The sequence below is a fragment of the Yersinia hibernica genome (genome assembly GCF_004124235.1).
Lineage (GTDB): Bacteria > Pseudomonadota > Gammaproteobacteria > Enterobacterales > Enterobacteriaceae > Yersinia > Yersinia hibernica.
Genome location: NZ_CP032487.1, coordinates 474,165 through 499,431, shown reverse-complemented (window position 1 = coordinate 499,431; position 25,267 = coordinate 474,165). Strand labels below are relative to the sequence as shown.

The following is a 25,267-nucleotide window of genomic DNA, read 5'->3' as shown; positions in this document are numbered from 1 at the left end:
GTCACTCAAGGGATTAACCTCATATTACAACTGTGTTAACAAACAGCGTTAGGGTACTACAGTTTCCGCCCTGTCGCTACAATGTACACTTCACGCGATCGCGCACGAGAAGCGTCTGGCTTACGAATCTTAACTTTCGTAAACAGGGAGCGAATTTCCCGTAGGTATTCATCAAAGCCATCTCCCTGGAACACCTTCACCAGGAAACTTCCGCCTGGTGCAAGTACATCACGACACATATCTAAAGCTAATTCAACCAGATACATTGATTTAGGTATATCGACTGCCGGAGTACCACTCATATTCGGGGCCATATCAGACATGACCACCTGAACCTTTTTATCCCCAACACGCTCAAGTAAAGCTTTCAGAACTAATTCATCACGAAAGTCGCCCTGAAGGAAATCGACACCAACGATTGGATCCATTGGTAGAAGATCACATGCAATTATCCGCCCTTTACCACCAATCTGGGTGACAACATATTGGGACCAACCACCAGGTGCCGCGCCTAAATCGACAACAGTCATACCCGGTTTAAAAAGCTTATCGCTCTGTTGTATTTCATCAAGTTTAAACCAGGCACGGGAGCGTAGCCCCTTTTTCTGCGCCTGAATGACATATTTATCGCTAAAGTGTTCTTGTAACCAGCGACTGGAGCTAGCCGAACGCTTTTTATTAGACATCTATTTTTCCAACTATCTTAATTAAGAGCCCGCGCATCTGTTGCTTAGCTCGCATAAACTCCCTCTCGGCGTAGACCGATTTGGTGATACACATGAGATGGCGGTAGAATGAACCGTTTTCAATCCCAACTTAAGCAAAAAAGACGATGAATCTGAATAACAAACAAAAACAGCACCTGAAAAGCTTGGCCCATCCGTTAAAACCAGTGGTGATGCTGGGCAACAACGGGTTAACCGAAGGTGTGCTGGCTGAAATCGAACAAACGCTGGAACATCATGAACTTATTAAGGTGAAGATCACTGCAGAAGAGCGTGAAACCAAAGCCCTAATTGCTGATGCCATCGTGCGTGAGACCGGTGCCGTTAACGTCCAAATCATCGGTAATATTTTAGTGCTCTATCGCCCGGCAAAAGAGCGCAAAATTATTTTACCGCGTTAATGACGCTTGTTTTAGAGAAAAGGTGCCATGCACTTTGTTCTGATAAAAGGCCGCGAGCGGCCTTTTACTTTTCTTTACAACTTCATTTTTTATAAACAATGCGTACTAACGATTCAGATGAACAAGTATTACACATAATCTACATTAAGAATTTCATATTCCACATCGCCACCTGGAGTCCGAATAACCACTTCGTCATTGACTTCTTTACCAATCAGGCCACGTGCAATTGGGGAGTTAACTGAAATTAGATTTTGTTTAAAATCAGCTTCATCGTCACCCACAATCCGGTATTGTTGCTCTTCTTCAGTATCCAAATTTAATACCCGCACAGTAGCGCCAAAAATAACGCGGCCATTATTGGGCATTTTAGTGATATCAATCACTTGTGCATTAGAAAGCTTTGCTTCTATTTCTTGAATACGGCCTTCACAGAACCCTTGCTGCTCTCGGGCTGCATGATATTCCGCATTTTCTTTCAAATCGCCATGTTCACGGGCAGTTGCAATATCGGCAATAATTTTAGGGCGACGAACGCCTTTTAAAAAATCTAGCTCTTCGCGCAGTTTCTCTGCGCCATTTACCGTCATCGGAATCTGTTTCATCTTTTAAATACCTCTAAATCTATCCTGTTCAAAAAACCGTCATCCTAACGTTTTCGAATGAAAATGCGGCTAGCCAGATACCCTATCCGCCTCCAGGCGATAAACAAAAAAAACCACCCCCGGAGCCAAAACCCCAAGCTAGGATCAATTTTGCATTTTGATATGCATTTTAACGTAGAGTTCCTTTAGGGTCATCGTTTACTTTCGCCCTCGTTGCACCGTAGTATGGCAACACGTTATTCAGCAGTTATACCGAAATTATGCATTTTTCACGAATTGTCAGTGGATTGGCCTGTGCTTTGGCTCTCAATATCAGCATATCTAACGCCAATGCGGCTCAGGTCGAGAATTACACACAATATCTGCCTGATGGGGCAAATCTTGCGTTAGTTGTACAAAAAATCGGGGCCACAACCCCGGCTATAGACTATCACGCCCAGCAAATGGCCTTGCCTGCCAGTACGCAAAAAGTTCTGACCGCACTGGCGGCGTTATTACAGCTAGGGCCAGATTTTCGCTTCAATACGACGCTCGAAAGTCACAGCACAATCACCGATGGCGTTCTACGCGGCAATTTAATTGCACGTTTTGATGGTGACCCCACCTTAACACGCCAACAGTTGCGTAATATGGTGGCGACGCTCAGAAAATCGGGTGTGAAACAAATTGCGGGTGATTTGATTATCGACACGTCAGTTTTTGCCAGCCATGACAAAGCCCCAGGTTGGCCGTGGAACGATATGACACAATGCTTTAGCGCGCCGCCCGCCGCCGCCATTGTTGATAGAAACTGTTTTTCTGTCTCCCTTTATAGCGCGCCAAACCCCGGTGACATGGCATTTATCCGAGTCGCCTCATATTACCCAGTACAAATGTTCAGTGAAGTTCGCACCTTAGCCAAAGGTTCGCCTGATGCACAATATTGTGAATTGGATGTCGTTCCCGGCGAATTAAATCGTTTTACACTGACCGGTTGTCTGACACAACGTAGCGAGCCTTTGCCGCTGGCCTTTGCAATACAAAATGGTGCCAGCTATGCCGGGGCTATTTTGAAAGATGAGTTGAAGAAAGCTGATATCCAAATTGATGGCAGCTTGCGCCGACAAACAACACCCAATGCCGCTGGAAATGTACTGGCCCAAACGCAGTCCGCGCCATTACATGACTTACTGAAAATCATGTTGAAAAAGTCTGACAATATGATTGCTGACACTGTGTTCAGAACCATTGGTCACCAGCGCTTTGGTGTGCCCGGGACATGGCGTGCCGGCGCTGATGCGGTACGTCAGGTATTACGCCAAAAAGCGGGCGTGGACCTGGGGAACAGTATTGTCGTGGATGGTTCAGGTTTATCGCGTCATAACCTTATTTCACCGGCAACAATGATGCAGGCGCTACAATATATTGCTAAGAATGATCAAGAACTTAACTTTATCTCGATGCTGCCGTTAGCCGGTTATGACGGAACATTGCGTTATCGGGGTGGGCTGCATGAAGCTGGGGTGAATGGCAAAGTATCGGCCAAAACCGGGGCATTACAGGGCGTCTACAATCTGGCCGGTTTTATTACTACGGCCAGTGGGCAGCGCATGGCGTTTGTCCAATTCTTATCGGGTTACGCAGTGCCACCTGAAGATCAAAAAAATCGTCGAGCGCCTTTGGTTCGCTTTGAAAGTCGCCTGTATAAAGATATTTATCAGAATAACTGAGACTCTTTTTAGAACAGCGAAAAACGATGAAACTACTGATTGTTGAAGATGATGAATTGCTACAACGAGGGATAGCCATGGCGCTGACCAGCGCCGGTTATGCCTGTGATTGCGCGGGCACCGCGGCACAAGCGCATAGTTTGTTACTCACCAGTCAGTACAGCATGGTTATTCTCGATCTCGGTTTACCGGATCAAGACGGTGGCGTATTGCTGCACCAATGGCGGCGTCAGCATATCACGTTGCCGGTGCTTATTCTGACCGCCCGCGATGCACTTGAAGATAGAGTTGACGGGCTGGATGCCGGTGCTGACGATTATCTGATAAAACCGTTCGCGCTCGCAGAGTTACTGGCCCGAGTTAGAGCACTGATCCGCCGCTATCAAGGGCAAAGTGACAATCTGGTGCAGCAAGATGACCTGAGCCTTAATTTATCAACACAACAAGTGTGTTTGCAGGGGCAGCCGCTGGAAGTCACACCGAAAGAATTTGCGATTCTTTCGCGTTTAATCATGCGCGCCGGACAAACCGTCAATCGCGAGTTACTGCAACAGGATCTGTATACTTGGAATGATGATCTCGGCTCCAATACACTGGAAGTTCATATCCATAATCTCCGGCGCAAATTGGGTAAAGATCGTATTCGGACTATCCGGGGTATTGGCTACCGATTGGAAGCACAATGATGATCAGTATGCGGCGGCGTCTCATCTTGATGTTGGCATTAATATTGTTGGCTACCCAATTAATCAGTGCATTTTGGCTATGGCATGAAAGCCAAGAGCAAATTAGCTTTTTGGTTGATGAAACGCTCAGTGCCAAAGTGCGTAATGAGCGGGTTGATACCGAAATAGCCGAGGCCATAGCATCACTGCTCGCGCCATCACTGATTATGATGGCCATCACTCTGTTGCTCTCTTTCTGGGCAATCAGTTGGATTATTCGGCCACTGGACCAACTGCAGCAGAAATTGGCCGAGCGCTCTGCAGATAATCTCACTCCCGTTGTGGTTAACAGTGACATGCAAGAAATTGTCTCAGTAACCTCAACCCTGAATCAACTGCTATCCCGGCTATCCAATACCATTGCGCAGGAGCGCCTGTTCACCGCCGATGCAGCACACGAGCTACGCACGCCTCTGGCCGGTATCCGGCTGCACTTGGAGTTGATGGAGCAACAAGGTATTACAGAAAGCAAGCCGCTCATCAGCCGCATTGATTTATTGATACATACTATTGAACAATTGTTGATGCTGTCACGGGCGGGGCAGAATTTTGCCAGTGGTCTTTATCAGACACTCGATTGGATAGAAAATGTCGTGCAACCGCTGAAAGAAGAATTACAAGAAATGTGCGCCCAACGGCAGCAGACTTTACGATGGGAACTCCCCGCGGTTGCTCAAACTCAGGGCGATGCCACATTACTGCGTTTGATGCTGCGTAATTTGGTTGAAAATGCCCATCGCTATAGCCCAATTGGCAGCCAAATTTCAGTCAAGTTGTCGACTGAAACTCAGAGCGCTTTATTGCAAGTGATTGATGAGGGGCCAGGAATAAAGCAGGAACAAGCCGGTGAACTGACTCAGGCATTTCGCCGCATGGATCAGCGCTATGGTGGCAGTGGCTTAGGGCTGAATATTGTGATTCGGATTGCTCAACTGCACCAAGGCAAATTAACCCTCGAAAACCGCACTGAACGCTCCGGGTTAACAGCGCAATGCTGGATACCGACAGCGCACACCTAAATATCTTTTATATCAAATAGTTATTTACCAAGAAAAAGGGCCACCACGAATGGCAGCCCCGGCTCAGATGACAGGCTATTAGCCTCAGGGAGCTTAACGTTCGTAGATAAACTCTACGCCGTCATCGTCTTCTTCATCCCAATCATCGTCATCTTCTGATTCAGCTTCGGCTTCCACTTCAGCCAATTGCTCACGATGGTAATCATCCCACATGAATTCAACTTTTTCCGGCGTACTTTCCGCAATTGCCATCGCTTTAGGTTGTGAGTTAAGGAAGTTCATTACATCCCAACATAAGGCGTTCACGTTATCGCGATTCGCCGCCGAGATCATATAATACTTATCTTCCCATCCCAGAGCCGCTACGATAGCCTTAGCGCGCACTTCAGCTTCCTCAGGGTCTAGCAGGTCAATCTTATTGAACACCAGCCAGCGTGGCTTCTGAGCAAGATTTTCGCTGTATTGCTGTAACTCATTAATAATGATTTTGGCATTTTCAACCGGATCAGATTCATCGATCGGGGCTAAATCCACTAAATGCAACAATACGCGGCAACGTTCCAAATGTTTAAGGAAACGAATACCTAAGCCCGCACCGTCGGATGCACCTTCAATCAGGCCGGGAATATCGGCAACCACAAAGCTTTGCTCGTGATCCATACGCACCACACCCAGACTAGGGATCAGTGTCGTAAAGGGATAATCAGCCACTTTGGGTTTAGCCGCAGAAACAGCGCGGATAAAGGTTGATTTACCAGCATTCGGTAAGCCCAACATCCCCACATCAGCCAGTAACAGCAGCTCCAGCATCAGCTCACGCGTTTCGCCCTCAGTCCCCATCGTTTTCTGACGAGGAGCACGGTTTACCGAGGATTTGAAGCGGGTATTGCCCAACCCGTGGAAACCGCCTTTTGCGACCATCAGGCGCTGACCATGGCGCGTCATATCACCGACAATTTCACCCGTCGCTTGGTCGAGTACACGGGTCCCAACAGGCACTTTGATCGTGATATCTTTACCGCGTTTGCCGGTACAGTCACGGCTCTGGCCATTCTCACCACGTTCGGCACGGAAAGATTTCACAAAACGGTAGTCAATCAGTGTGTTGAGGTTTTCATCGGCCAGCAGGTAAATATCGCCGCCATCACCACCATCACCACCATCAGGGCCGCCATTAGGAATATATTTTTCGCGACGGAAACTGACACAACCATTACCGCCGTCACCCGCTACAACCAGAATCGCGGCTTCATCTACAAACTTCATTTACTCTCTCCGTAAATCATTCACCGGGCTGCTGCTTTTGTGCAGCAACCTGATTTATTTCTGTCCGACGTGGCCACCAACGGTGCCCAATGGCGGAAAACATGGCACCGGCCACCACCACGAATGCGCCGACATATCCCACAAAGTTAAGAGAAGGTGCGGCGAACATATCGGGCAAAATCAGCGCCAATAAAATTGAAAAAAACAAGGTAAACAGCGGCGTCAAGGTGACGAGTGCGCTTACCTGCGCTGCCTGCCAGCGCGCCATGGCCTCAGCCAAGGCACCATAACCAACCAGGGTATTAACCCCGCAAAAAAGTAAACAGGCAAACTGCCACCCATTTAGCTGAAAAATAACGGCTGGTTTTGCTAATGGGAACAATGCGATTGCACATAAAGTGTACAACAATAATAAGATTTGTTGCGATGCCATACGCCTTAATAGCACTTTCTGGGCGACACCATAACTGACCCAGACCACCGCAGCACAGACCCCCAATGCCACCCCAAGAGTGTAATCAGTCAGGCGGGTAAAGATTTCATGCAAACTGGTGTTAAAAAATAGCAGCAGCCCGCAAATCAGCATCCCCGCGCCAATCACTTGAGTGATGCGCATCCGCTCTTTTAAAATCAGTACACTGGCAACCATCATCCCAACCGGCGAAAGTTGCCCGATAACCTGAGATGTCGTCGGACTAAGATATTGTAATGATGAGCTGAAGAAGATGAAATTCCCCAGCAAGCCGCAGGTCGCAATAATCAATAAGACTAACCAGCGACGTTGGCGAAAAAGTTTAACAGGAGGCAACTGACGACGTGTAGCCAGAATAATCCCCAAGCCGATAGCCGCCATCATGAAGCGATACCAAACAATGGTATAAGGCTCCATGACTTCAAGCACTTGCTTCATAGCAATCGGCAAGGCACCCCAGAATACCGCAGTGGTTAGTGCCAAAAAAATACCTAAACCAGCCTGCTGCTTCGTATCCATTTTTTACCAGGGGGGTTAACCCAGAAATGTAAAAAGCCCCGCAACGAAATTGCAGGGCTTACATCTATTTACAGGACGCGAAAAACTTATTCAGCTTCGATGCTGATAAATTTACGGTTTTTCGGGCCTTTAACTTCGAACTTGACTTTACCGTCAGCCAAAGCAAACAGAGTATGGTCTTTGCCGCAACCTACGTTGATGCCTGCATGGAACTTAGTGCCACGCTGACGAACGATGATGCTGCCTGCCAGAACTGCTTCGCCGCCAAAACGTTTTACGCCAAGACGTTTACTTTCGGAGTCACGACCGTTACGAGTCGAGCCACCAGCCTTTTTATGTGCCATTTATCCGCTCTCCTAAATCTTAAGCGCTGATGCCGGTGATTTTAACATCAGTGAACCACTGACGATGACCTTGCTGCTTACGGTAGTGCTTACGACGACGGAATTTAACAATCTTAATCTTCTCGCCACGACCGTGAGCAACTACTTCAGCCTTGATCTTGCCACCATCGACTAAAGGAGCGCCGATATTAATTTCTTCACCGTTAGCAATCATCAGAACTTGGTCAAACTCAACAGTTTCACCAGTTGCGATGTCCAGCTTTTCCAGGCGAATGGTTTGACCTTCGCTTACTCGGTGTTGTTTACCACCACTTTGGAAAACCGCGTACATATAAAACTCCGCTTTCCGCGCACTCCACTTTTGTAGTCCAGAGCGCACTATAAATATTCACAATAGGGCGCGAATTCTACGCAAAAATGTAGTGAATGACAAGTATATAATCAGCCCAAGAGAAGAAAAAAAGCACAGTTTCTTACATCTCGTTTATTTGATGAATTTTTCAAGTACAATCATAGTCTCAGGGAACGTCATGTAATAATGTGGGCGGTAATCTCATCGCAGTTAAAGAGAAAAACAGCTGAATATAACAATGAACCTAGAAAAGATTATCGACTTAACCGCGCCAGATATGGCGGCGGTAAATACAACAATTCTCGACCAATTGAACTCGGATGTTGTTCTTATCAATCAATTGGGCCATTACATTATCAGTGGCGGTGGCAAACGTATCCGCCCGATGATCGCTGTTTTGGTGGCTCGAGCACTGGGCTATCAGGGCAGTAAGCATATCACGGTCGCCGCATTGATTGAATTTATCCATACCGCCACGCTGCTGCATGATGATGTGGTCGATGAATCAGATATGCGCCGGGGTAAAGCCACCGCTAATGCTGCATTTGGCAATGCTGCCAGCGTGCTGGTGGGTGACTACATCTATACCCGCTCATTCCAGATGATGACCAGCCTTGAATCACTGCGTGTCCTGACATTGATGTCAGCCGCAACCAACGTGATTGCTGAAGGCGAAGTTTTGCAGCTCATGAACTGCAATAACCCGGACATCACTGAAGAAAACTATATGCAGGTCATCTATAGCAAAACCGCGCGCTTGTTCGAAGCTGCATCGCAGTCTGCTGCCATACTGGCAGATGCCAGTGAAGAACAAGAGCTGGCCTTGCAGAATTATGGCCGCTATCTGGGCACGGCTTTCCAACTTATTGATGATCTGCTGGATTACAGTTCCGATGGCACCACTTTAGGTAAAAATACCGGTGATGACCTGAATGAGGGCAAGCCAACACTGCCTTTACTGCATGCAATGAATCATGGCACGCCAGAACAAGCCGCCATGATTCGACGGGCGATTGAAGAAGGAAATGGCCGCCATTTACTCACACCGGTATTAGTTGCAATGCAGCAGTGCGGCTCACTGGATTATACGCGCCAGCGTGCTGAGGAAGAAGCTGATAAAGCCATTGCGGCTTTGCAGGTTCTCCCTGACAGCGAATATCGCCAAGCTCTGGAAGGGTTGGCGCACATTGCTGTACAACGTTCATTTTAAGAAATTATTTAGAAACTCCGGCGCAATGGTCGGAGTTTTTTCATTGGTCACAAAAACAGCAACTCATCCACACTAATCTGCCGTCAATCGCTCTATTAGACTTTTAGCGCCCTCACGAAAAATAAATGTAATGACTTGCTCACGTTCAGCCTCGGTAAAACGATAATAGGCTTCAACCCATAGTACCAGCGGGTCTTGTCGCGTCGCCGTATACTGGGCAGGTTCTTCCCTTAACTGCAATGAATTCAATATGGTGATAGGCAAGCTCTCAATATGATATTCGACAGCCTTCCCTTGAACACCACGGCGGCGGCGCTGTTCCCATCCCTCACGTTTAGCCATGAGGTTTACTCCTTGTGGTGATGACGGTAATCCATCAAGACCTGCCAACTCCTTAGCGGCAAACCACTCTTTTTTCATGGCGTTGCTTCCTAATATGCGTTGTGACACAAAAAAGGAATATTTAGAAAACATTTAAAATCTTTCAGAAAATAAATGTTACTATGCTTCTAAATGATTACTTTATGTTCACAGTACGATTAACAATGTACCGTTATTTATATCACTAACACGTCAGCCACTTAGAAAAAAAAAGGATTAAAGATGATTTTAAGGAAATCTGATTGGCACCCAGCCGACATCATTGCTGCGCTACGTAAAAAAGACACCACTTTGGCAGCGCTATCTCGCAAAGCAGGGTTAAGCTCATCCACGCTTGCTAATGCGCTAACCCGCCCTTGGCCTAAGGGGGAATGGTTGATTGCAGAATGCCTGGACATTCATCCTTCCGAAATCTGGCCAACTCGCTATTTTGACGCAAAAACTGGCGATCTTCTGGATCGCAAAATGAGGATACGGCAACCTATTACTCAGCCATAAAAAAACCGCCGATATACTGCTGCGGCGGTTGATGGCGTGATTTCAGGGGCTGCTTTAGCCCCTGCTACACTGATTTATTTCACAAACTGCTCGCCTAACTCAATATCTTTGTGCAGCACATCCAGCATGCTGTTCAGTGCCTGTTGTTCAAAAGCACTCAGTTTGCCGATATCTTTACGTTCTGCCACGCCGTCTTTACCCAAGAGAATAGGCTGCGCGAAGAAACGAGCATATTTGCCGTCGCCCTCAACGTAAGAACATTCCACCACATTACTCTCGCCTTGCAGAGCGCGAACCAAAGAAAGGCCAAAGCGCGCAGCAGCCTGCCCCATAGACAGAGTCGCAGACCCGCCACCGGCTTTAGCTTCAACAACTTCAGTCCCTGCATTCTGGATACGCTTAGTCAGATCAATAACTTCTTGCTCTGTGAAGCTGATTCCTGGAATTTGTGAAAGTAATGGCAGGATGGTAACACCTGAGTGGCCGCCAATAACCGGCACTTCGATATCCTGAGGTTGCTTGCCTTTCAGCTCAGCAACAAAGGTGTTCGAACGAATGGTGTCCAGTGTAGTAATACCGAATAATTTATTTTTGTCGTAAACACCGGCTTTTTTCAGCACTTCGGCTGCAATCGCCACCGTGGTATTAACCGGGTTAGTAATAATACCGATTAATGCTTTCGGGCAAGTGCGGGCAATTTGCTCAACCAGATTACGAACGATACCCGCGTTGACATTGAACAAGTCTGAACGGTCCATGCCGGGTTTACGTGCAACACCCGCAGAAATCAGAACAATATCTGCCCCTTGTAGGGCCGGGGTAGCATCTTCACCGCTGAAGCCTTTAATATTAACAGCGGTCGGAATATGGCTCAGATCAACCGCAACACCAGGGGTCACTGGCGCGATATCATATAAAGAGAGGTCTGAACCTGAAGGAAGCTGGGTCTTGAGTAGAAGAGCGAGGGCCTGGCCGATACCACCAGCGGCACCGAGAACTGCAACTTTCATCCTATACTCCTTATTATATTTAATTTAAATTTGCCGTGAATTCATCTATTTACGAACCTTAGTTTATTGCGATTTTAAACACAATCTATTAACAGTCAGATTGAGATATCACGCATCAAAAAAGCGCATAAGGTTGGTGTATTTTAGATTAAATCGCTTATTCATTAATGATATAGCGCACATTATTCTAAAATTCCTTCACGGTATTCGTGACCGGTTAATCGGCGGTTACATTACACCCTTCCTTTACATCAAAACAACATCATTTTAATAACATTTTAGTTACTCGACTCGAATGTTAATAAAAGTTGATTTAGCATAATCGTAACAGCAGGATAATGTTACAATTCCAGCGCACCTTGATATCAGTGCTTTTATCACCAATACTCTATAGTCGTGTTGAATAAAAATTCATTTATATGCATAATAATCCTATTCACTATTGACTGTTCAGGGCACAAAAAATGCGTAACCCCGCCAAACAAGAAGATCTTATCAAGGCGTTTAAAGCGTTATTGAAAGAAGAGAAATTCAGTTCTCAAGGCGAAATTGTTTTGGCCTTGCAGGAAGAAGGCTTTGAAAATATTAACCAGTCCAAAGTTTCGCGCATGTTGACCAAATTTGGTGCGGTCAGAACGCGTAATGCAAAAATGGAGATGGTTTACTGTTTGCCTGCTGAATTAGGGGTTCCGACAACCAGCAGCCCGCTCAAAAATCTGGTATTAGATGTCGATTATAATGATTCGGTTGTGGTGATTAATACCAGCCCAGGAGCGGCCCAATTGATCGCCCGTCTGCTGGACTCATTAGGTAAAGCGGAAGGTATTCTCGGCAGCATCGCGGGGGATGACACTATTTTCACTACTCCAGCTAGGGGTTTCACCGTCGAACAGTTACATGAGGCTATCCTCCGTTTGTTCGAACAAGAACTTTAATTCACGGCCAATATTCTGATGCGGCTTTTATATGCCGCATTATCTCTTTTCATGTTTATCTCTATTGCCTGCCTACCATAAATAGGGCATTTAGCTGCCATTACTGTTTAAAACCACCAGACAACCCTGTTTTTATTCTCTTTATGGTGAAAGTCACCATAACTTTTCGCACTTTTGGTCAAAAGAACTTATCAATTTGATAAGATTACATTTTTTTGTAAAACAGCTGTTTTTTAATCATTTTTTATTCCTTTTTGTTCTTAAAAAATAGTAACTCACGATAAAGTGACGTTAAATATTATTAGCGCGCTATTAATATTCTTAGTGACTAGCTGTATACTCATTTTCGTGACGTAAATCACACTTCCATCGAAGTGATAAAAGAATAAATAGAGGCAATAATATGAAAGTTAAAACTACAATCGCAACCATAAGCATTCTATCTGCTCTGTCATTTGGTGTTTTTTCAGCTGATTCAATCAGTGAAAATCAAGCAGTTAACTTGCAGCCGATGGGGACTATTTCCGTCAGTGGCTTGAATGGAGCGCCTTCTGATATTCGTCAGGCATTGTCTGATAAAGCAGATACCATGGGGGCTAAAGCATACAAAGTTATCGAAGCACGCGAAGAGAATAATTGGCACGCAACAGCCAAGATTTATAAATAAAATTCAGCTGCCAGAGTGAAAGTAAATGCCCCGCTCAGAGGGGCATACTTTGGAACATGATGGTTTATTCAATCTGTTGAGATATTCATTGCAGCAGATTGAATAGAATATTCATTGAAACAAGTTGGTCAGTTCAATCTGCACAACAACCGAATAATCCCTCGTCGTCTATCCGACGAACCCTTTTCCCCCGCTCGACGGGGGCTTTTTTTATCCACTTTAATCCTGAGGCAGTGATTCCTGTTCGGCTTTTTTATCTAATTCACTCAACAGCTTATCGTGAATTCCACCAAACCCGCCGTTGCTCATCACCAAAATGTGATCACCCGGCTGCGCCGCTTTCACAATCATATCAACCAGAGTATCAATGTCAGCGCTCCAATGCGCGGGCTGAATACAGGCTTCAGCCACTTCCACCACTTGCCAAGGAATATGTTGCGGCTGGAACAGAAATACTTCATCCGCGCGCCCTAATGAGGGGGCGAGTTCGTTTTTGCATAACCCCAATTTCATGGTGTTAGAACGCGGTTCCAGCACCGCCAAAATGCGCGCCGTGCCGCCGACTTTGCTGCGCAGAGCCGCTAATGTGGCAAGGATGGCCGTTGGGTGATGAGCAAAATCATCATAAACCGTGACACCATGAGCTTCACCGCGTAATTCCAACCGGCGACGGGCATTAATAAAATCCCCGAGAGCGCGACATGCATCTGCGGGCAAGACGCCAACATGGCGGGCTGCTGCAATAGCCATCAAGCCATTATGCATATTGTGTTCGCCCACCAGTGACCAACTGACCTCACCGACTAATTCCCCCTCAAGGAGCACTTCATAGACACTGGCATCCGTCGATACTTTACGGGCCAACCAACTGCCACTTTCGCCGACAAACTCTTGCTCACTCCAGCATCCCATCGCCATCACCTGTTTTAGGTGGTTATCATTATCTGGAACAATGATTTTACCCTGCCCCGGCACAATGCGAACCAAATGGTGGAATTGTTTTTGGATAGCCTTGAGATCATCAAAAATATCAGCATGATCAAACTCAAGGTTATTCATGATCAAAGTTCTTGGGCTGTAGTGAACAAATTTAGAGCGCTTATCAAAGAAGGCGCAATCATATTCATCAGCTTCAATCACAAAGAATGGGCTATTCCCTAGACGCGCGGAGACGTCGAAATTACCCGGAACCCCACCAATGACAAACCCTGGCTCATAGCCACAGGCTTCTAGGATCCAGGCCACCATCCCGGCGGTGGTGGTTTTGCCGTGAGTTCCGGCTACCGCCAATACCCAGCGCCCGGGCAACACGTGGTCATGTAACCACTCAGGGCCGGAAACATAAGGAATACCTTGCTCTAATACTGCTTCAACACACGGATTACCACGGGTCATAGCATTGCCGATGATAACTAAATCAGGCACTGGGTTGAGCTGCACAGGATCATAACCCTGAATCAAGTCGATCCCCTGGTTTTCCAGCAGCGTGCTCATCGGGGGATACACGTTAGCATCCGATCCCGTCACTTCATGACCCAATGAGCGAGCAAGCATTGCCAGCCCGCCCATAAAAGTGCCGCAGATACCTAATATGTGAATACGCATAAATTTTCCGGATTAATCAGCTTCGAGTTTGCACCCATTCTACCGCTCAGAATCAAAGAGAAGAAATGGAATTGCCTATGAATCATTATCTCCTTTGGGCTACACTGCGAACATCAAGTGTATTGGGTGCGAATAAATCGATATTTAACCGTAGATTCAGGGATTGTGTCATGAAAACGTTAGGCGAATTCATCGTTGAGAAACAACTGGATTTCTCTCACGCCACCGGCGAATTAACTGCATTACTTTCAGCAATCAAACTTGGCGCCAAAATTATCCACCGCGATATCAATAAAGCGGGTCTGGTTGATATTTTAGGTGCTAGCGGTGTTTCCAATATTCAGGGCGAAGACCAGATGAAACTGGACTTATTTGCCAATGAAAAATTGAAAGCCGCCCTTAAAGCTCGTGGGGAAGTGGCGGGTATCGCCTCCGAAGAAGAAGATGATATTGTTATCTTTGATGGTGGACGAGCAGAAAATGCCAAATATGTGGTTCTGATGGACCCGCTAGATGGCTCTTCAAATATTGATGTCAATGTGTCCGTCGGGACTATTTTCTCTATCTATCGCCGCATTACCCCATTTGGCACCCCCATTACTGAAGCTGACTTCCTGCAACCGGGCACCAAGCAAGTTGCAGCAGGTTATGTGGTGTATGGTTCGTCGACCATGTTGGTGTATACCACGGGCTATGGCGTCCACACTTTCACTTATGATCCGTCGCTGGGTGTTTTCTGTTTATCCGGCGAAAAAGTGCGTTATCCCGCAACCGGTTGCATGTATTCCATCAATGAGGGGAACTACATTAAATTCCCGCTGGGTGTGAAGAAATACATCAAATATTGCCAAGAGCAGGATGAAGCGACCAAGCGCCCTTACACTTCGCGCTACATTGGCTCACTGGTGGCCGATTTCCATCGCAACCTATTGAAAGGCGGCATCTATATTTATCCAAGCACCGCCAGCCACCCACAAGGGAAACTGCGCTTGCTGTATGAATGCAACCCAATGGCATTTCTGGCGGAGCAAGCCGGAGGGAAAGCCACTGATGGGGTTAACCGCATTCTGGATATCGTGCCGGAAAAACTGCACCAGCGCGCACCTTTCTTCGTCGGCACCAAATCCATGGTTGAAGATGCAGAAGGTTTTATCGCTAAATTCCCAGATGAAGAAGTGCAGTAATTATCGGCAATCATTTCACAAGCCACCGGTGGGTGGCTTGATGTATGTCAGAGAGCAGCGGCACCTAAGCCGCTGTTTTTTATGCTACAACAGCGAATTTATCGCCTTGCAATTTAAATACCGCCATACTGGCTGACAGCGCATCAGCTTGCTCTTCTAATGAGTGTGTCGCGGCCGCGGCTTGCTCAACTAATGCGGCGTTCTGTTGCGCGACTTGATCCATTTGCGCAATAGCCACATTCACTTGCTCAATTCCACTGCTTTGCTCATAAGAAGCCGCAGAAATTTCGCGCATTAATGCGGTCACCCGGCCGACTTCGTCGGCAATCTCATGCATGGTTTTTCCTGCCGATTCAGCCATATCCGCACCTTCCCGCACCCGGTTTTGTGATTCGATAATTAAGTCTTTAATTTCTTTGGCTGACTGTGCGCTACGTTGTGCCAAATTACGCACTTCACCGGCAACCACGGCAAAGCCGCGCCCTTGCTCACCGGCTCTGGCCGCCTCAACCGCCGCGTTAAGTGCCAGAATATTAGTCTGAAATGCAATGCCATCAATCACGGCAATAATATCCGAGATACGCCGTGAGCTGGTGGTTATGGCCTGCATTTTATCCACCACATGGCTGACCGCTTCACTCCCTTTACTGGCAATATCCGACACACTCATCGCCAGGCGATTGGCTTGATCCGAGTTTTCTGCATTCATTTTTACCGTCGAAGTCAACTGCTCCATACTGGCCGCAGTTTGCTCTAATGAAGACGCCGACTCTTCCGTTCGTTCAGCCAAATGGCTATTACCCGCGGCTAATTCCCGCGAACCGACCCCAATTTGCCCCCCCACATCCCGCACATTACTGACAGAAACCACCAGCGATTGCTGCATGGTTTCCAGTGCTCTTGCCAGTCGAGCTAACTCCGTATTGCCCTCACTGTTAATACTGTGGGTCAAATCACCAGCAGCTATATATTCCAACTGATGAATTGATTGTTCCAGCGGTTGCAAAATAATGTATTTAAGTGCAAACCACGCCAGTACCGCAGAGAACAAAGTGATCAATCCCGCAGCCACAATGATGGCCAATTTAATTTTGGCGGCATTATTGGCTTTAGTGATTTGCAGTTGGCCAGCATTCAGCGCATAACTGCGAAAAGTGGCGACATCATTATTAAAAGCTTTGCTGATAGCCGTAATATTCTTTTCCAGTACATCATAATATTCATCAGCATAGCCCGCCTTGATGGCGGCCAACATGGGAATAACGCCCTTATCAATATAATTTTTATAGCTTTTTTGGATGTTAGTCGCCAGCGCCTGCCCGTCTCCCCGGTCAGTTACCGCGCTGACAAAACGCGCCATTTCATGTTGCGATAATGCTAATGAAGCCTCAGCCTCCTTTGCTGTTTGTAATGATTCATCAATCAGGCCGATTTCTAATTGATGAATGGCCAAGGCCGCTTCAGTTCTGGCACTTAATGTGGCATTAAAACTATTGGATAATGAACCTAACTCTTCCCCTTGAATTTGATTGATGGCCTGTAATGCACCTGAGCTTTCCTGGATTGAATTAATGCCAATGATACTTACAATCAGTAAAATCAATGACATAAGGCTTAGTTGAGCAATAAGCCCATTTTTAATGGTAATCTTTTTTAACATCGGTTTTTCCCGGTCATGTGAAAATGATTAAGATTACAAAGCGTTAGCAGTACAGTGGACGGTCTTATTGTTTGATTAAGTTATCGGCTGCTAGAAAATCGTCTTGAACCATCACCAGAAAAACAGCTTAAAATAGATACATTTAGATAATCACGGTATTTTATCTCAATATAATGGCCTTGATTCAGGCAATCTCACCGTCATCAAGCAGTGAAAAGGACAGGAATTCAGATAAGACTTGGCTATAATAGCCAGCACTCCATTTCTGGTTTGATAAAAGGAAACCGACATGAGCTTGAACCAAGTACCCGCAGGTAAAGACCTGCCAGAAGATATTTATGTTGTGATTGAAATCCCTGCCAATGCAGACCCTATCAAATATGAGATTGATAAAGAGACTGGCTCTCTGTTTGTCGACCGTTTCATGTCGACCGCCATGTTCTATCCGTGCAACTACGGCTACATCAACAACACCTTGTCATTAGATGGTGACCCGGTTGATGTGTTGGTGCCAACGCCATATCCGTTGCAGCCAGGTTCCGTCATTCGTTGCCGCCCAGTTGGGGTGCTGAAAATGACTGACGAAGCTGGCGAAGATGCCAAGCTGGTCGCGGTGCCACACAGCAAACTGACCAAAGAATATGACCACGTTAAAGACGTGCAAGACCTGCCAGAGCTGCTGAAAGCACAAATCAAACATTTCTTTGAGCATTACAAAGATCTGGAAACCGGCAAGTGGGTGAAAGTTGACGGTTGGGAAGATGCCGCAGCGGCGAAAGCCGAAATTCTGTCCTCTTTCGAGCGCGCGAAGAAGTAACTCTCTGTTGCACAAAACAAAAAGGCACCTCTTCACGAAGTGCCTTTTGGCGTAAACAGTAAAAACACCGTCTTTGCGCGGTGTTTTTTATGCTTATCTAGCTTTGCGGCTTATCATTTTCTTCATGGCGTTTGAGCCAATCACCACTGTAAATGCGGGGTAAACCCTCAACCGGTAAACGGTAAAGGTATATCCAGGCACTGCCGTAAGGCGTCTGGATCAACTCACGCCGATAATCTTTGGTATTACTTTTTAGTTCATCTAACTCATTCATAATAGATGAATTAATCCGATAGACTTCACAATGCACAGTGCCACTTCCGGGAACAACTGCCGGATAATGACCTAAGTTGTACATATCAAAGCCTTCCAGATCATGTTCGCCCAATAACTGGGCGTCCGTCATCCAGTGACTATTACCTTGCTTGCGCCGTAAACTACCGTAGACAATAATTCGCATTGTTAGAACTCAAACTGATAAAGCACATCTAATGCCTGATCAATACCAGACACCGCTTCCAGATACAACCTAGGCATCAACCGATAACGTAATGTTAACGTCGCCAGCGAGTCAAATATACCCACACCGTACTTTATTTGCAGATCTTTAGTCACATAGCCGCTCACGACGACTTGTGAGCTATCACCCACCCCCTGAGTATCCAGCGCCAAGTTACTGACGCCAAATGCCTCGCCGATTTTACCCACCAGTTTACCACTTTGCGCAACCCCCATCCCCACCAGCATTGAGGTCATCAGGCCACTATCAGCCCCTGAATTGCCCAGCCCCTGCCCCCGCAGCAGATAGGAGAGGGCTTCTTGCTGGGACATCGTCGGGTCTGAGAAGATCTCCAGCCGTGGTGAGTCCGCCATACCGGTCACCCGCACACCCGCGGTCACACCATCGGCGGTGGCATCAGGATTGCGGATTGCCTCAATATTAAGCAGCGGCTGATCCGGAGGGCCTGAGAATAACAACACCCCTTTGTTAACAATTAAATCCTGACCATAAGCACGGAAACTGCCGGACGGAATATTAATCTGCCCATTTAAGCCCAAGCCCCGCTGGTCCTGCACCATTTTTAAATCGCCCTGTAGGCGCGCTTTCAGACCAAATGCATTCAGCCGCACATCATTACCAACCCGAATAACCAGATTACTGTTAATCGGGATACTGGCAGAGCGCGGTGAAATAGGCTTCAAATCATTATTGAGCATCACTTCATCAGGCGAGACACCGACGGCACTTTCCGGCACTTCCTGCACGGTAATGCGCGCCCACGGGATATCGACCGAGCCATTGAGCGTAAAGAGTTGCGGCGTGGCTTCAAACACAATATCCGGCGACACATCAATCCGCACCATCGGTGGGATGGTGACCCGCAGTCTATTACCTTTGGCGGCAATGCGGGCGCGCCAGGCATTGATATCACGCCAGTCGGCATCCCCAGCAAGATTGAGCTGCCCCTGAGAGGTGCGAATCAACCCCTCCAGAGTCGAGGTCATGCCGTCAAAATTCATCACCAGACGCCCGTCGGTGATATCAAATGGCATCCAACTGCCATCAACATCTACGTTATCCAGCGCCAGGCGGCCAAAGACTAACGGGCTTTTCGCATTGCCGCCTAAACGCAGGTTGGCATTTAATGCGCCGCTCGCTTTTTCGCCGTCACTCAGAATAGGATTAATCATTGCCAGCGAGAAATTACTGATAGCAATATTACCGGATAGATTGCGCCGCCCCTGCGGGTCTGCAACCTGCACCTGGCCGGAAAATTGACCATTATTCAAAATCTTAACTAACCAATCGGCCCGCACCTGCCCATTCGCCAAGCCGCCATTCAGATTCAGTGTTTCAAAAGCAATCGGCAGTGGATTGCCCTGCACCATTTGCTGCACTTTGACGCCATTGCCACTGAGTGATACCCGCACATCCGGCAAACTGCCTCCGGCTTGCCAGCTAACATCGGCCCGGCCAGTGAACACCCCGCTCATGGTGGTATCGGGGCCAAGGAATGGCGTTATCATCGCTAAATCAAAACGATTGAGCACCACCGTCGCCTGCCCACTTGGGCCAGCTTCAATCGCGCGCGGCACACACAGTTCCGCATTCGGATTAAGCCAACAATGTGGCCCGATAGTGACCCGCTCGAGTGTATTTTGGTAGTCCAGGGCAATGGCACGGCTTAAGCGCCATTCGCCGACTGGCGTATCAAAGCGGGTGTTATTGAGGGTACCGCGCCAGCGCTCCTGCTGGCGGTCGAAACTGCCCTCCAGCGCCAACTGGCCCGATACCGGCTCACCTTGCATATTGAGACGTAATTGATGCTGTTTTTCACTGCCACGGGCATCCAACGTCAATAGGCTGACCAGCAAATCAGCTTGTTTGAGCTGCTCGACCCGAATGGCCAACTGCCCCTGAATTTGATCCGTCGAGCGGACATCACCATCAATTTTGACCCGATTAATCGTCAATTCTTGCCATTGCAGGCGGTTCGCGGTGAGATCCGCCAGCAATTGTGGCGCTGTAAGGTTGCCGCGTAATTTCAGTGTTCCTTTCACCACGCCGCCTAGCCCCGGCAACGCGCCATCAAGTTGCGGCGCATCGACATTGGCATCGAGCAGCCAGTTGTCATTCAAATCGCCTTTGACATCCAGCTTGTTGCGCCCCAGTGCCAGATTGATGCCAGGAATATGCCACTGACCCGCCGCATTCCCGGTCAATGATCCGCGCGCGGTGACGCGATTCTGTTTCACATTGCCGTCCAACGTCAGTTCCGGCACCTGTAATTGCCAGCTTCCACCATGGAGACTGCCGCGGGTCACAATCTTACCGTCCAATTTTGCCGGCCACTCCGGCCACTGTTTAGCGGTATTAATGCCCGATAAGGTTAACACCGAGTTCCAGCTAATGGCTTTGCGCCAATCCACCACACCGGTCAAGTCAGTATTGCCTTGCAGTGCCGCCAGACGTAAGCGCGTTAGATTGAATTGCTCAATATTGCCTTTGCCATCCAAGGTTAATAGCGCGGGCGGTAAATCTGTTCCTTTAAAATCTGAGCGAATGGAGAGCGCATAATCTGTCGCCTGCCCATTGAAGCGCATTCTGAGATTATCAAGCTGGAACTGAGGCTCGCCACTCAATGGCCAGCGCAGTTGTTGACTTTGCAGAGTCAGTGCCAGCGGCAACCCCGCTTGCGCTAATGCCGTTTCGGCCTCCAACTGTGCGCTGACCGGGCCAGACAAATTGAGTTCGACCTTGAGCTGCTCACGCAATGCGCCGCCAACAGTCAGTTTGACTTTCTCACCTTTCAGCGGCTCGATATTCAACGCGCTGTTAACCACCATACTCAGCGGCCACTTATCCGCCAGCGTCGCCTCACCATGGGCTGACACTCCCCCCTGCGGTGATTTAATATCCAGTGTATTCAGTGTGATGCGATTTTCTTGGGTGCTAGCGCGCAGCAAAATATCACTGATGAGTATGTCGCTGTCGCCAGTCAGCCGCAGCTGTTGCCCTGAAATTTCCTTAATATTCACATCCAAGGGCAAACGAAAATCCGGTAAATCTGGCAATAATGGCTTGGCAAATAACGCGTTTAAAGTTTCACCCAGCGGGGTTTCTGCTACTGCGGGGGTGGCCGCCGGTGGTGCAACCGCCTCTTTAACCGCAAGTGCGGTGTCAACCGCCGGCTGCGCGGCCTCGGGAACAATGGCCGGCGCAGTTTTCGGCAATGCGATTAATAAGCCGCTGATTTTAGTCGGCATTAAGTCCAGTGCGCGCTGTTGCCAATGTGCGCCAGTACGGAATTCATCCAGCGAAATCGCGGTGTCATCAATCGCGACTTTGACATTATTGAGTGACAACAGGCGCAAAGTGATGGGGTACGGGGTACTCAGCTCGCCCATCGGCTCGGTGCTGGCGGGTGCCGGGGCCGCAGGTGCCATGGCTTTGGTGTCCACCACCACATCAATATCTTGGGCTGTCAGGGCATTAACACATAATTCGCTACGTTTTAGGCAAGAGAGCTGCAATGACAGATGAAATTGCCCCGCTTTCACGGTGACACCCGGCATTTGGTATTGAATGCCTGTTAAGGTAAGTGAGCGCCAACCACCGCTGACACTGGCAATATCCAAGCCAGGTACCCATCGTGCAGCACTGTTGATGACAAAATGCAAACCACTGGTAGTGCCGAGTAAGCCCACCAGCGCCCCGACCAGCAGCAGAATAATGAGCAGAAACGCAATACAAAGTCTCTTTAGCCACCGCCATCCCTTTACCGACGTCATAGTTCAGGCCCCAAACCGATGTAAAATTGCACGCCACGTGCTTCGTTGTCACCAATAGGCTTCGCGATATCCAGTTTAATCGGGCCAACCGGAGAAGCCCAGCGCACCCCAAACCCAGCGCCGGTTTTTAAATCACTTTTGCGAATATCATTGACGGCTTCACCGGTATCGACGAATACCGCCCCCCACCAGCGGCCGGTGACGTTATATTGATATTCCACCGAGCCGGTGGCCAATTTAGAGGCCCCGGTTAACTTACCCTCGCTGTCGCGCGGGGAAACATCGCGGAATTTATAGCCACGAATACTGCGATCACCGCCAGCGAAGAAGCGCAATGACGGCGGCACGCGGTCAAAGTTATTCGTTTCAATCCAACCGACATTGCCGCGCACCACAAAGCGATTTTTCTCGCCCAGAGTTCTTATCCACACGTTTTGCGCCTGGAAGATGCCGAAATCCACATCAGACCCCCAGGTAGTATCAGACACATCAATAGAATAGCGTTGGCTATCGCCCCAGACCGGCATGGCACCACCGCGCTGGCGGGTGCGGTTGATGCTCACCCCCGGATACAGCAGCATAGTGGTGTCCGTGACACTGCCCTGAGTAAAGTGATCTAGACTCCAGCGCAAGTTTATCGCGCGCTGCCAACCACTGGATAAATCCCAGAAGCGGGCAACGTTAAGTGTCGTGGTATCTGATTTGGTGTCATTCAGATCAGTGCGTTTAAACCCGCCCTGCAACAGATAATATTGTTCAAGTGGGTTTTTGAGCAGTGGGATCCGATAGCTGAAATCCAGTGTCTGCTCAGGTGCCGACAGTGTGGTGCTGGTGGTCAGGCTGTGGCCATAGGAGTTCACCCAGGGTTTACGCCAACTGGCGGTCAGGCGCGGGCCGACATCCGTGGCATAGCCGCCCCCCAGCTCCACCGTGTTTTCGGTTCGTGGCGTCACCACGGCATCAAGCGGCAAAACTTTCGTTTTTCTGGCATCGCGGAAATCCGGCGAAACCACCACGGAGTTAAACCAGTTAGTGGCAGAAAGTCGGCGGTTCAGCTCTGCCAAATCATCCGCCGAGTACAGCTGCCCCTCATGGAAGGGCACTAAATTTTGCAGATAATCTTCGCGGATTTGCGAGCCTTGAAAGATGACTTTACCAAAGCGGTAGCGCTCACCACTGTCAAAATCAATATCCCAGAAAGCTTGGCGCAGTTCAGCGGCAACACCCAGCTGGCTTTTGATCATATTGGCGTCAAAATAACCTCGGCGTAATGCCAAGCTGGTCAGCGAACTTTTGAAATTATCAAACTCACCATGATTGAGCACTGAGCCAATCTTGGGGGTATCTCGGCGCACCAATGCCAGATAATCGGGGTCGGTTTTCGCCCCGCCTTGCAACACGATATCCACCCCAGCAATCAAGACCGGCTCGCCAGGCACCACCTGGGCAATTAACACCGAACGGGCGGGCGCTGGGCGCTCTTGTAAATCAAAAGTGATGGTTGGGTCGTAATAACCCAAAGCACGCAACCCTTGGCGAATAGCTTCATCCACCCGGGAGCGAAAGCGCCCATCGGCGGTGACTTCATCAGTGCCAATCGTGGATAAACGCGCCCTGACATTTCGTTCTAAATCCCCGCTAAGACCCTCGACCTGCAACCGCACATTGGCGGCATAGGCAATAGGTGTGGCGAGCAATACACACAAAAAACACAGAATAGGGTATCGTGGCACGCGTACTCCTAATGAATTTTATCCCCGTCATCTTTCAAGTTACAGATGTGTGAGCCGCTTTTGCCCATCACTTTTCTGCCGCCTGAAATCTTTTAGGTCTACTTTCCTGTAAAAAATGATCTTACGGGTATTTGAAAACAGTGGCATCACACACACTATCATTTCGCGTAAAAGGCCGATTTAAGCCGGTTACCCCTAAAACTCCACCTTAAGCCGCTACATTAATGCGGAATGAGTCTTATTGTGTGCAAACTCGCCATCAGATACAACTGTCTATGGTCATTCACTGTAAACATCTTGTTAGTTATTTACTGTAAACTTAGGATTCACTGTCAACATCGGAGTCTATTGTGGTGCAAAATTTTGATAAAACTACCGTCATTGATGCCGCGCATGCTTTACCGGGGCGACTGACACCGATGCCGGTCGCAACTCTGCACGTGGTGAATGGGCACTCCATGACACATATTCCTGAAGGTATGGCAGTTGCCATTTTCGCGATGGGCTGTTTCTGGGGGGTCGAGCGCCTGTTTTGGCAACAACCGGGGGTCTATAGCACCGCGGCGGGCTACAGTGGTGGATCGACCCCAAACCCAACCTATCATGAAGTATGCAGTGGCCGTACAGGGCATGCGGAAGTGGTTCGGGTGGTTTTTGACCCGGCCATCATTAGCTACCAGCAATTACTGCAGATTTTCTGGGAAAATCACGATCCCGCGCAAGGAATGCGCCAAGGGGGCGATGTGGGCACACAATACCGCTCAGCCATTTACGTATTGACACCCGAGCAGCAAGCGCAGGCTCAAGAGAGCAAAGCATTGTTCCAACGCGCCATGGAAAAAGCCGGGGACAGCCGGGTCATAACCAGTGAGATAGCCGCCGCCCTGCCCTTTTACTACGCCGAGGATGACCACCAGCAATATTTATACAAAAATCCACATGGATACTGTGGTTTAGGGGGTATCGGTGTTTGTATGCCGCCTAATCTGTAAAGCTGCCCGCATGCACTTATTGCCGCCGCTAACTCAGTGACCTGACGTTCTGGGTCAGCAGCAAATGAATGAGTTCCAATGAACTTATTCAGGCAGGTTATTCAAGTAAGTGAACGCAGCTAACACCGCTGCAACTTAAAGTAAG

General features: G+C 48.3%; 24 protein-coding genes. 11 read left to right on the top strand and 13 right to left on the bottom strand.

Annotation, left to right across the window (positions count from 1 at the left end; all coding sequences use genetic code 11):
• Positions 1-56 precede the first annotated feature (56 nt).
• Entirely contained in the window at positions 57-686 is a 630-nt protein-coding gene (gene rlmE / locus D5F51_RS02410; protein ID WP_019211304.1) for a 23S rRNA (uridine(2552)-2'-O)-methyltransferase RlmE, read from the bottom strand.
• A gap of 146 nt (positions 687-832) precedes the next feature.
• Here rlmE and yhbY point away from each other — a divergent pair, with 146 nt between their 5' ends.
• The gene (gene yhbY / locus D5F51_RS02405) at positions 833-1,126 is read left to right on the top strand and encodes a ribosome assembly RNA-binding protein YhbY (protein ID WP_004389225.1); all 294 of its coding nucleotides are present in this window, start codon (positions 833-835) and stop codon (positions 1,124-1,126) included.
• Between the two features lie 128 nt (positions 1,127-1,254).
• On the opposite strand, the gene greA is transcribed toward yhbY, so the two are convergent.
• Positions 1,255-1,731: a transcription elongation factor GreA gene (gene greA, locus D5F51_RS02400; protein WP_025379694.1), complete on the bottom strand. Its 477-nt coding sequence runs from the start codon at positions 1,729-1,731 to the stop codon at positions 1,255-1,257.
• A 260-nt stretch (positions 1,732-1,991) separates the two neighbouring features.
• On the opposite strand from greA, the gene dacB reads away from it, so the two are divergent.
• The 3 genes from dacB to pmrB are packed head-to-tail and all read left to right on the top strand — an operon-like array spanning position 1,992 to position 5,184.
• Positions 1,992-3,440: a serine-type D-Ala-D-Ala carboxypeptidase gene (dacB, locus tag D5F51_RS02395; RefSeq protein WP_129195499.1), complete on the top strand. Its 1,449-nt coding sequence runs from the start codon at positions 1,992-1,994 to the stop codon at positions 3,438-3,440.
• A 26-nt stretch (positions 3,441-3,466) separates the two neighbouring features.
• A complete protein-coding gene (gene pmrA / locus D5F51_RS02390; RefSeq protein ID WP_025379696.1) occupies positions 3,467-4,126 on the top strand; it encodes a two-component system response regulator PmrA in 660 nt (219 codons plus the stop codon).
• Positions 4,126-5,184, top strand: coding sequence for a two-component system sensor histidine kinase PmrB (gene pmrB / locus D5F51_RS02385; protein WP_025379697.1), 1,059 nt, complete (start codon positions 4,126-4,128; stop codon positions 5,182-5,184). The genes pmrA and pmrB overlap by 1 nt, the downstream gene beginning before the upstream one ends.
• Positions 5,185-5,277: 93 nt before the next feature.
• Here the strand turns inward: pmrB and cgtA are convergent, their stop codons facing one another.
• The 4 genes from cgtA to rplU form a co-directional block, all read right to left on the bottom strand.
• Positions 5,278-6,450 (bottom strand): Obg family GTPase CgtA, encoded by a 1,173-nt coding sequence (cgtA, locus tag D5F51_RS02380; RefSeq protein WP_129195498.1) that lies wholly within the window; start codon positions 6,448-6,450, stop codon positions 5,278-5,280.
• A 16-nt stretch (positions 6,451-6,466) separates the two neighbouring features.
• Complete coding sequence (locus tag D5F51_RS02375; RefSeq protein ID WP_025379699.1) at positions 6,467-7,441, bottom strand: DMT family transporter; 975 nt, start codon at positions 7,439-7,441, stop codon at positions 6,467-6,469.
• 86 nt (positions 7,442-7,527) lie between these two features.
• A complete protein-coding gene (gene rpmA / locus D5F51_RS02370) occupies positions 7,528-7,785 on the bottom strand; it encodes a 50S ribosomal protein L27 (protein WP_002210179.1) in 258 nt (85 codons plus the stop codon).
• A gap of 19 nt (positions 7,786-7,804) precedes the next feature.
• A complete protein-coding gene (gene rplU / locus D5F51_RS02365; protein ID WP_004707048.1) occupies positions 7,805-8,116 on the bottom strand; it encodes a 50S ribosomal protein L21 in 312 nt (103 codons plus the stop codon).
• Positions 8,117-8,375: 259 nt separating this feature from the next.
• Here rplU and ispB point away from each other — a divergent pair, with 259 nt between their 5' ends.
• Positions 8,376-9,347, top strand: coding sequence for an octaprenyl diphosphate synthase (gene ispB / locus D5F51_RS02360; protein WP_129195497.1), 972 nt, complete (start codon positions 8,376-8,378; stop codon positions 9,345-9,347).
• Between the two features lie 72 nt (positions 9,348-9,419).
• Here ispB and D5F51_RS02355 read toward each other — a convergent pair whose 3' ends face one another.
• Entirely contained in the window at positions 9,420-9,767 is a 348-nt protein-coding gene (locus D5F51_RS02355) for a DNA-binding protein (protein WP_025379701.1), read from the bottom strand.
• A 183-nt stretch (positions 9,768-9,950) separates the two neighbouring features.
• Between D5F51_RS02355 and D5F51_RS02350 the strand changes: the two genes are divergently transcribed.
• Positions 9,951-10,226, top strand: coding sequence for a helix-turn-helix domain-containing protein (locus D5F51_RS02350; protein WP_129195496.1), 276 nt, complete (start codon positions 9,951-9,953; stop codon positions 10,224-10,226).
• A 74-nt stretch (positions 10,227-10,300) separates the two neighbouring features.
• On the opposite strand, the gene mdh is transcribed toward D5F51_RS02350, so the two are convergent.
• Complete coding sequence (gene mdh / locus D5F51_RS02345; protein WP_087769082.1) at positions 10,301-11,236, bottom strand: malate dehydrogenase; 936 nt, start codon at positions 11,234-11,236, stop codon at positions 10,301-10,303.
• A 464-nt stretch (positions 11,237-11,700) separates the two neighbouring features.
• Here mdh and argR point away from each other — a divergent pair, with 464 nt between their 5' ends.
• Together argR and yhcN are read left to right on the top strand one after the other, a co-directional pair.
• Positions 11,701-12,171, top strand: coding sequence for a transcriptional regulator ArgR (gene argR, locus D5F51_RS02340; protein WP_004389210.1), 471 nt, complete (start codon positions 11,701-11,703; stop codon positions 12,169-12,171).
• Positions 12,172-12,574: 403 nt separating this feature from the next.
• Positions 12,575-12,838 (top strand): peroxide/acid stress response protein YhcN, encoded by a 264-nt coding sequence (yhcN, locus tag D5F51_RS02335; RefSeq protein WP_129195495.1) that lies wholly within the window; start codon positions 12,575-12,577, stop codon positions 12,836-12,838.
• Positions 12,839-13,057: 219 nt separating this feature from the next.
• Here the strand turns inward: yhcN and mpl are convergent, their stop codons facing one another.
• The gene (gene mpl / locus D5F51_RS02330; RefSeq protein WP_129195494.1) at positions 13,058-14,443 is read right to left on the bottom strand and encodes a UDP-N-acetylmuramate:L-alanyl-gamma-D-glutamyl-meso-diaminopimelate ligase; all 1,386 of its coding nucleotides are present in this window, start codon (positions 14,441-14,443) and stop codon (positions 13,058-13,060) included.
• Between the two features lie 170 nt (positions 14,444-14,613).
• On the opposite strand from mpl, the gene fbp reads away from it, so the two are divergent.
• Entirely contained in the window at positions 14,614-15,627 is a 1,014-nt protein-coding gene (gene fbp, locus D5F51_RS02325; RefSeq protein ID WP_025379705.1) for a class 1 fructose-bisphosphatase, read from the top strand.
• Between the two features lie 79 nt (positions 15,628-15,706).
• Here the strand turns inward: fbp and D5F51_RS02320 are convergent, their stop codons facing one another.
• A complete protein-coding gene (locus D5F51_RS02320; RefSeq protein ID WP_129195493.1) occupies positions 15,707-17,287 on the bottom strand; it encodes a methyl-accepting chemotaxis protein in 1,581 nt (526 codons plus the stop codon).
• Between the two features lie 289 nt (positions 17,288-17,576).
• On the opposite strand from D5F51_RS02320, the gene ppa reads away from it, so the two are divergent.
• The gene (gene ppa, locus D5F51_RS02315; RefSeq protein ID WP_002210169.1) at positions 17,577-18,104 is read left to right on the top strand and encodes an inorganic diphosphatase; all 528 of its coding nucleotides are present in this window, start codon (positions 17,577-17,579) and stop codon (positions 18,102-18,104) included.
• 97 nt (positions 18,105-18,201) lie between these two features.
• Here the strand turns inward: ppa and D5F51_RS02310 are convergent, their stop codons facing one another.
• The 3 genes from D5F51_RS02310 to tamA are packed head-to-tail and all read right to left on the bottom strand — an operon-like array spanning position 18,202 to position 24,130.
• Positions 18,202-18,564: a gamma-glutamylcyclotransferase family protein gene (locus tag D5F51_RS02310; RefSeq protein WP_129195492.1), complete on the bottom strand. Its 363-nt coding sequence runs from the start codon at positions 18,562-18,564 to the stop codon at positions 18,202-18,204.
• Between the two features lie 2 nt (positions 18,565-18,566).
• The gene (gene tamB / locus D5F51_RS02305; RefSeq protein WP_145507703.1) at positions 18,567-22,397 is read right to left on the bottom strand and encodes an autotransporter assembly complex protein TamB; all 3,831 of its coding nucleotides are present in this window, start codon (positions 22,395-22,397) and stop codon (positions 18,567-18,569) included.
• Complete coding sequence (tamA, locus tag D5F51_RS02300; RefSeq protein WP_129195491.1) at positions 22,394-24,130, bottom strand: autotransporter assembly complex protein TamA; 1,737 nt, start codon at positions 24,128-24,130, stop codon at positions 22,394-22,396. The genes tamB and tamA overlap by 4 nt, the downstream gene beginning before the upstream one ends.
• A 353-nt stretch (positions 24,131-24,483) precedes the next feature.
• On the opposite strand from tamA, the gene msrA reads away from it, so the two are divergent.
• Entirely contained in the window at positions 24,484-25,122 is a 639-nt protein-coding gene (msrA, locus tag D5F51_RS02295; RefSeq protein WP_129199135.1) for a peptide-methionine (S)-S-oxide reductase MsrA, read from the top strand.
• Positions 25,123-25,267 lie beyond the last annotated feature (145 nt).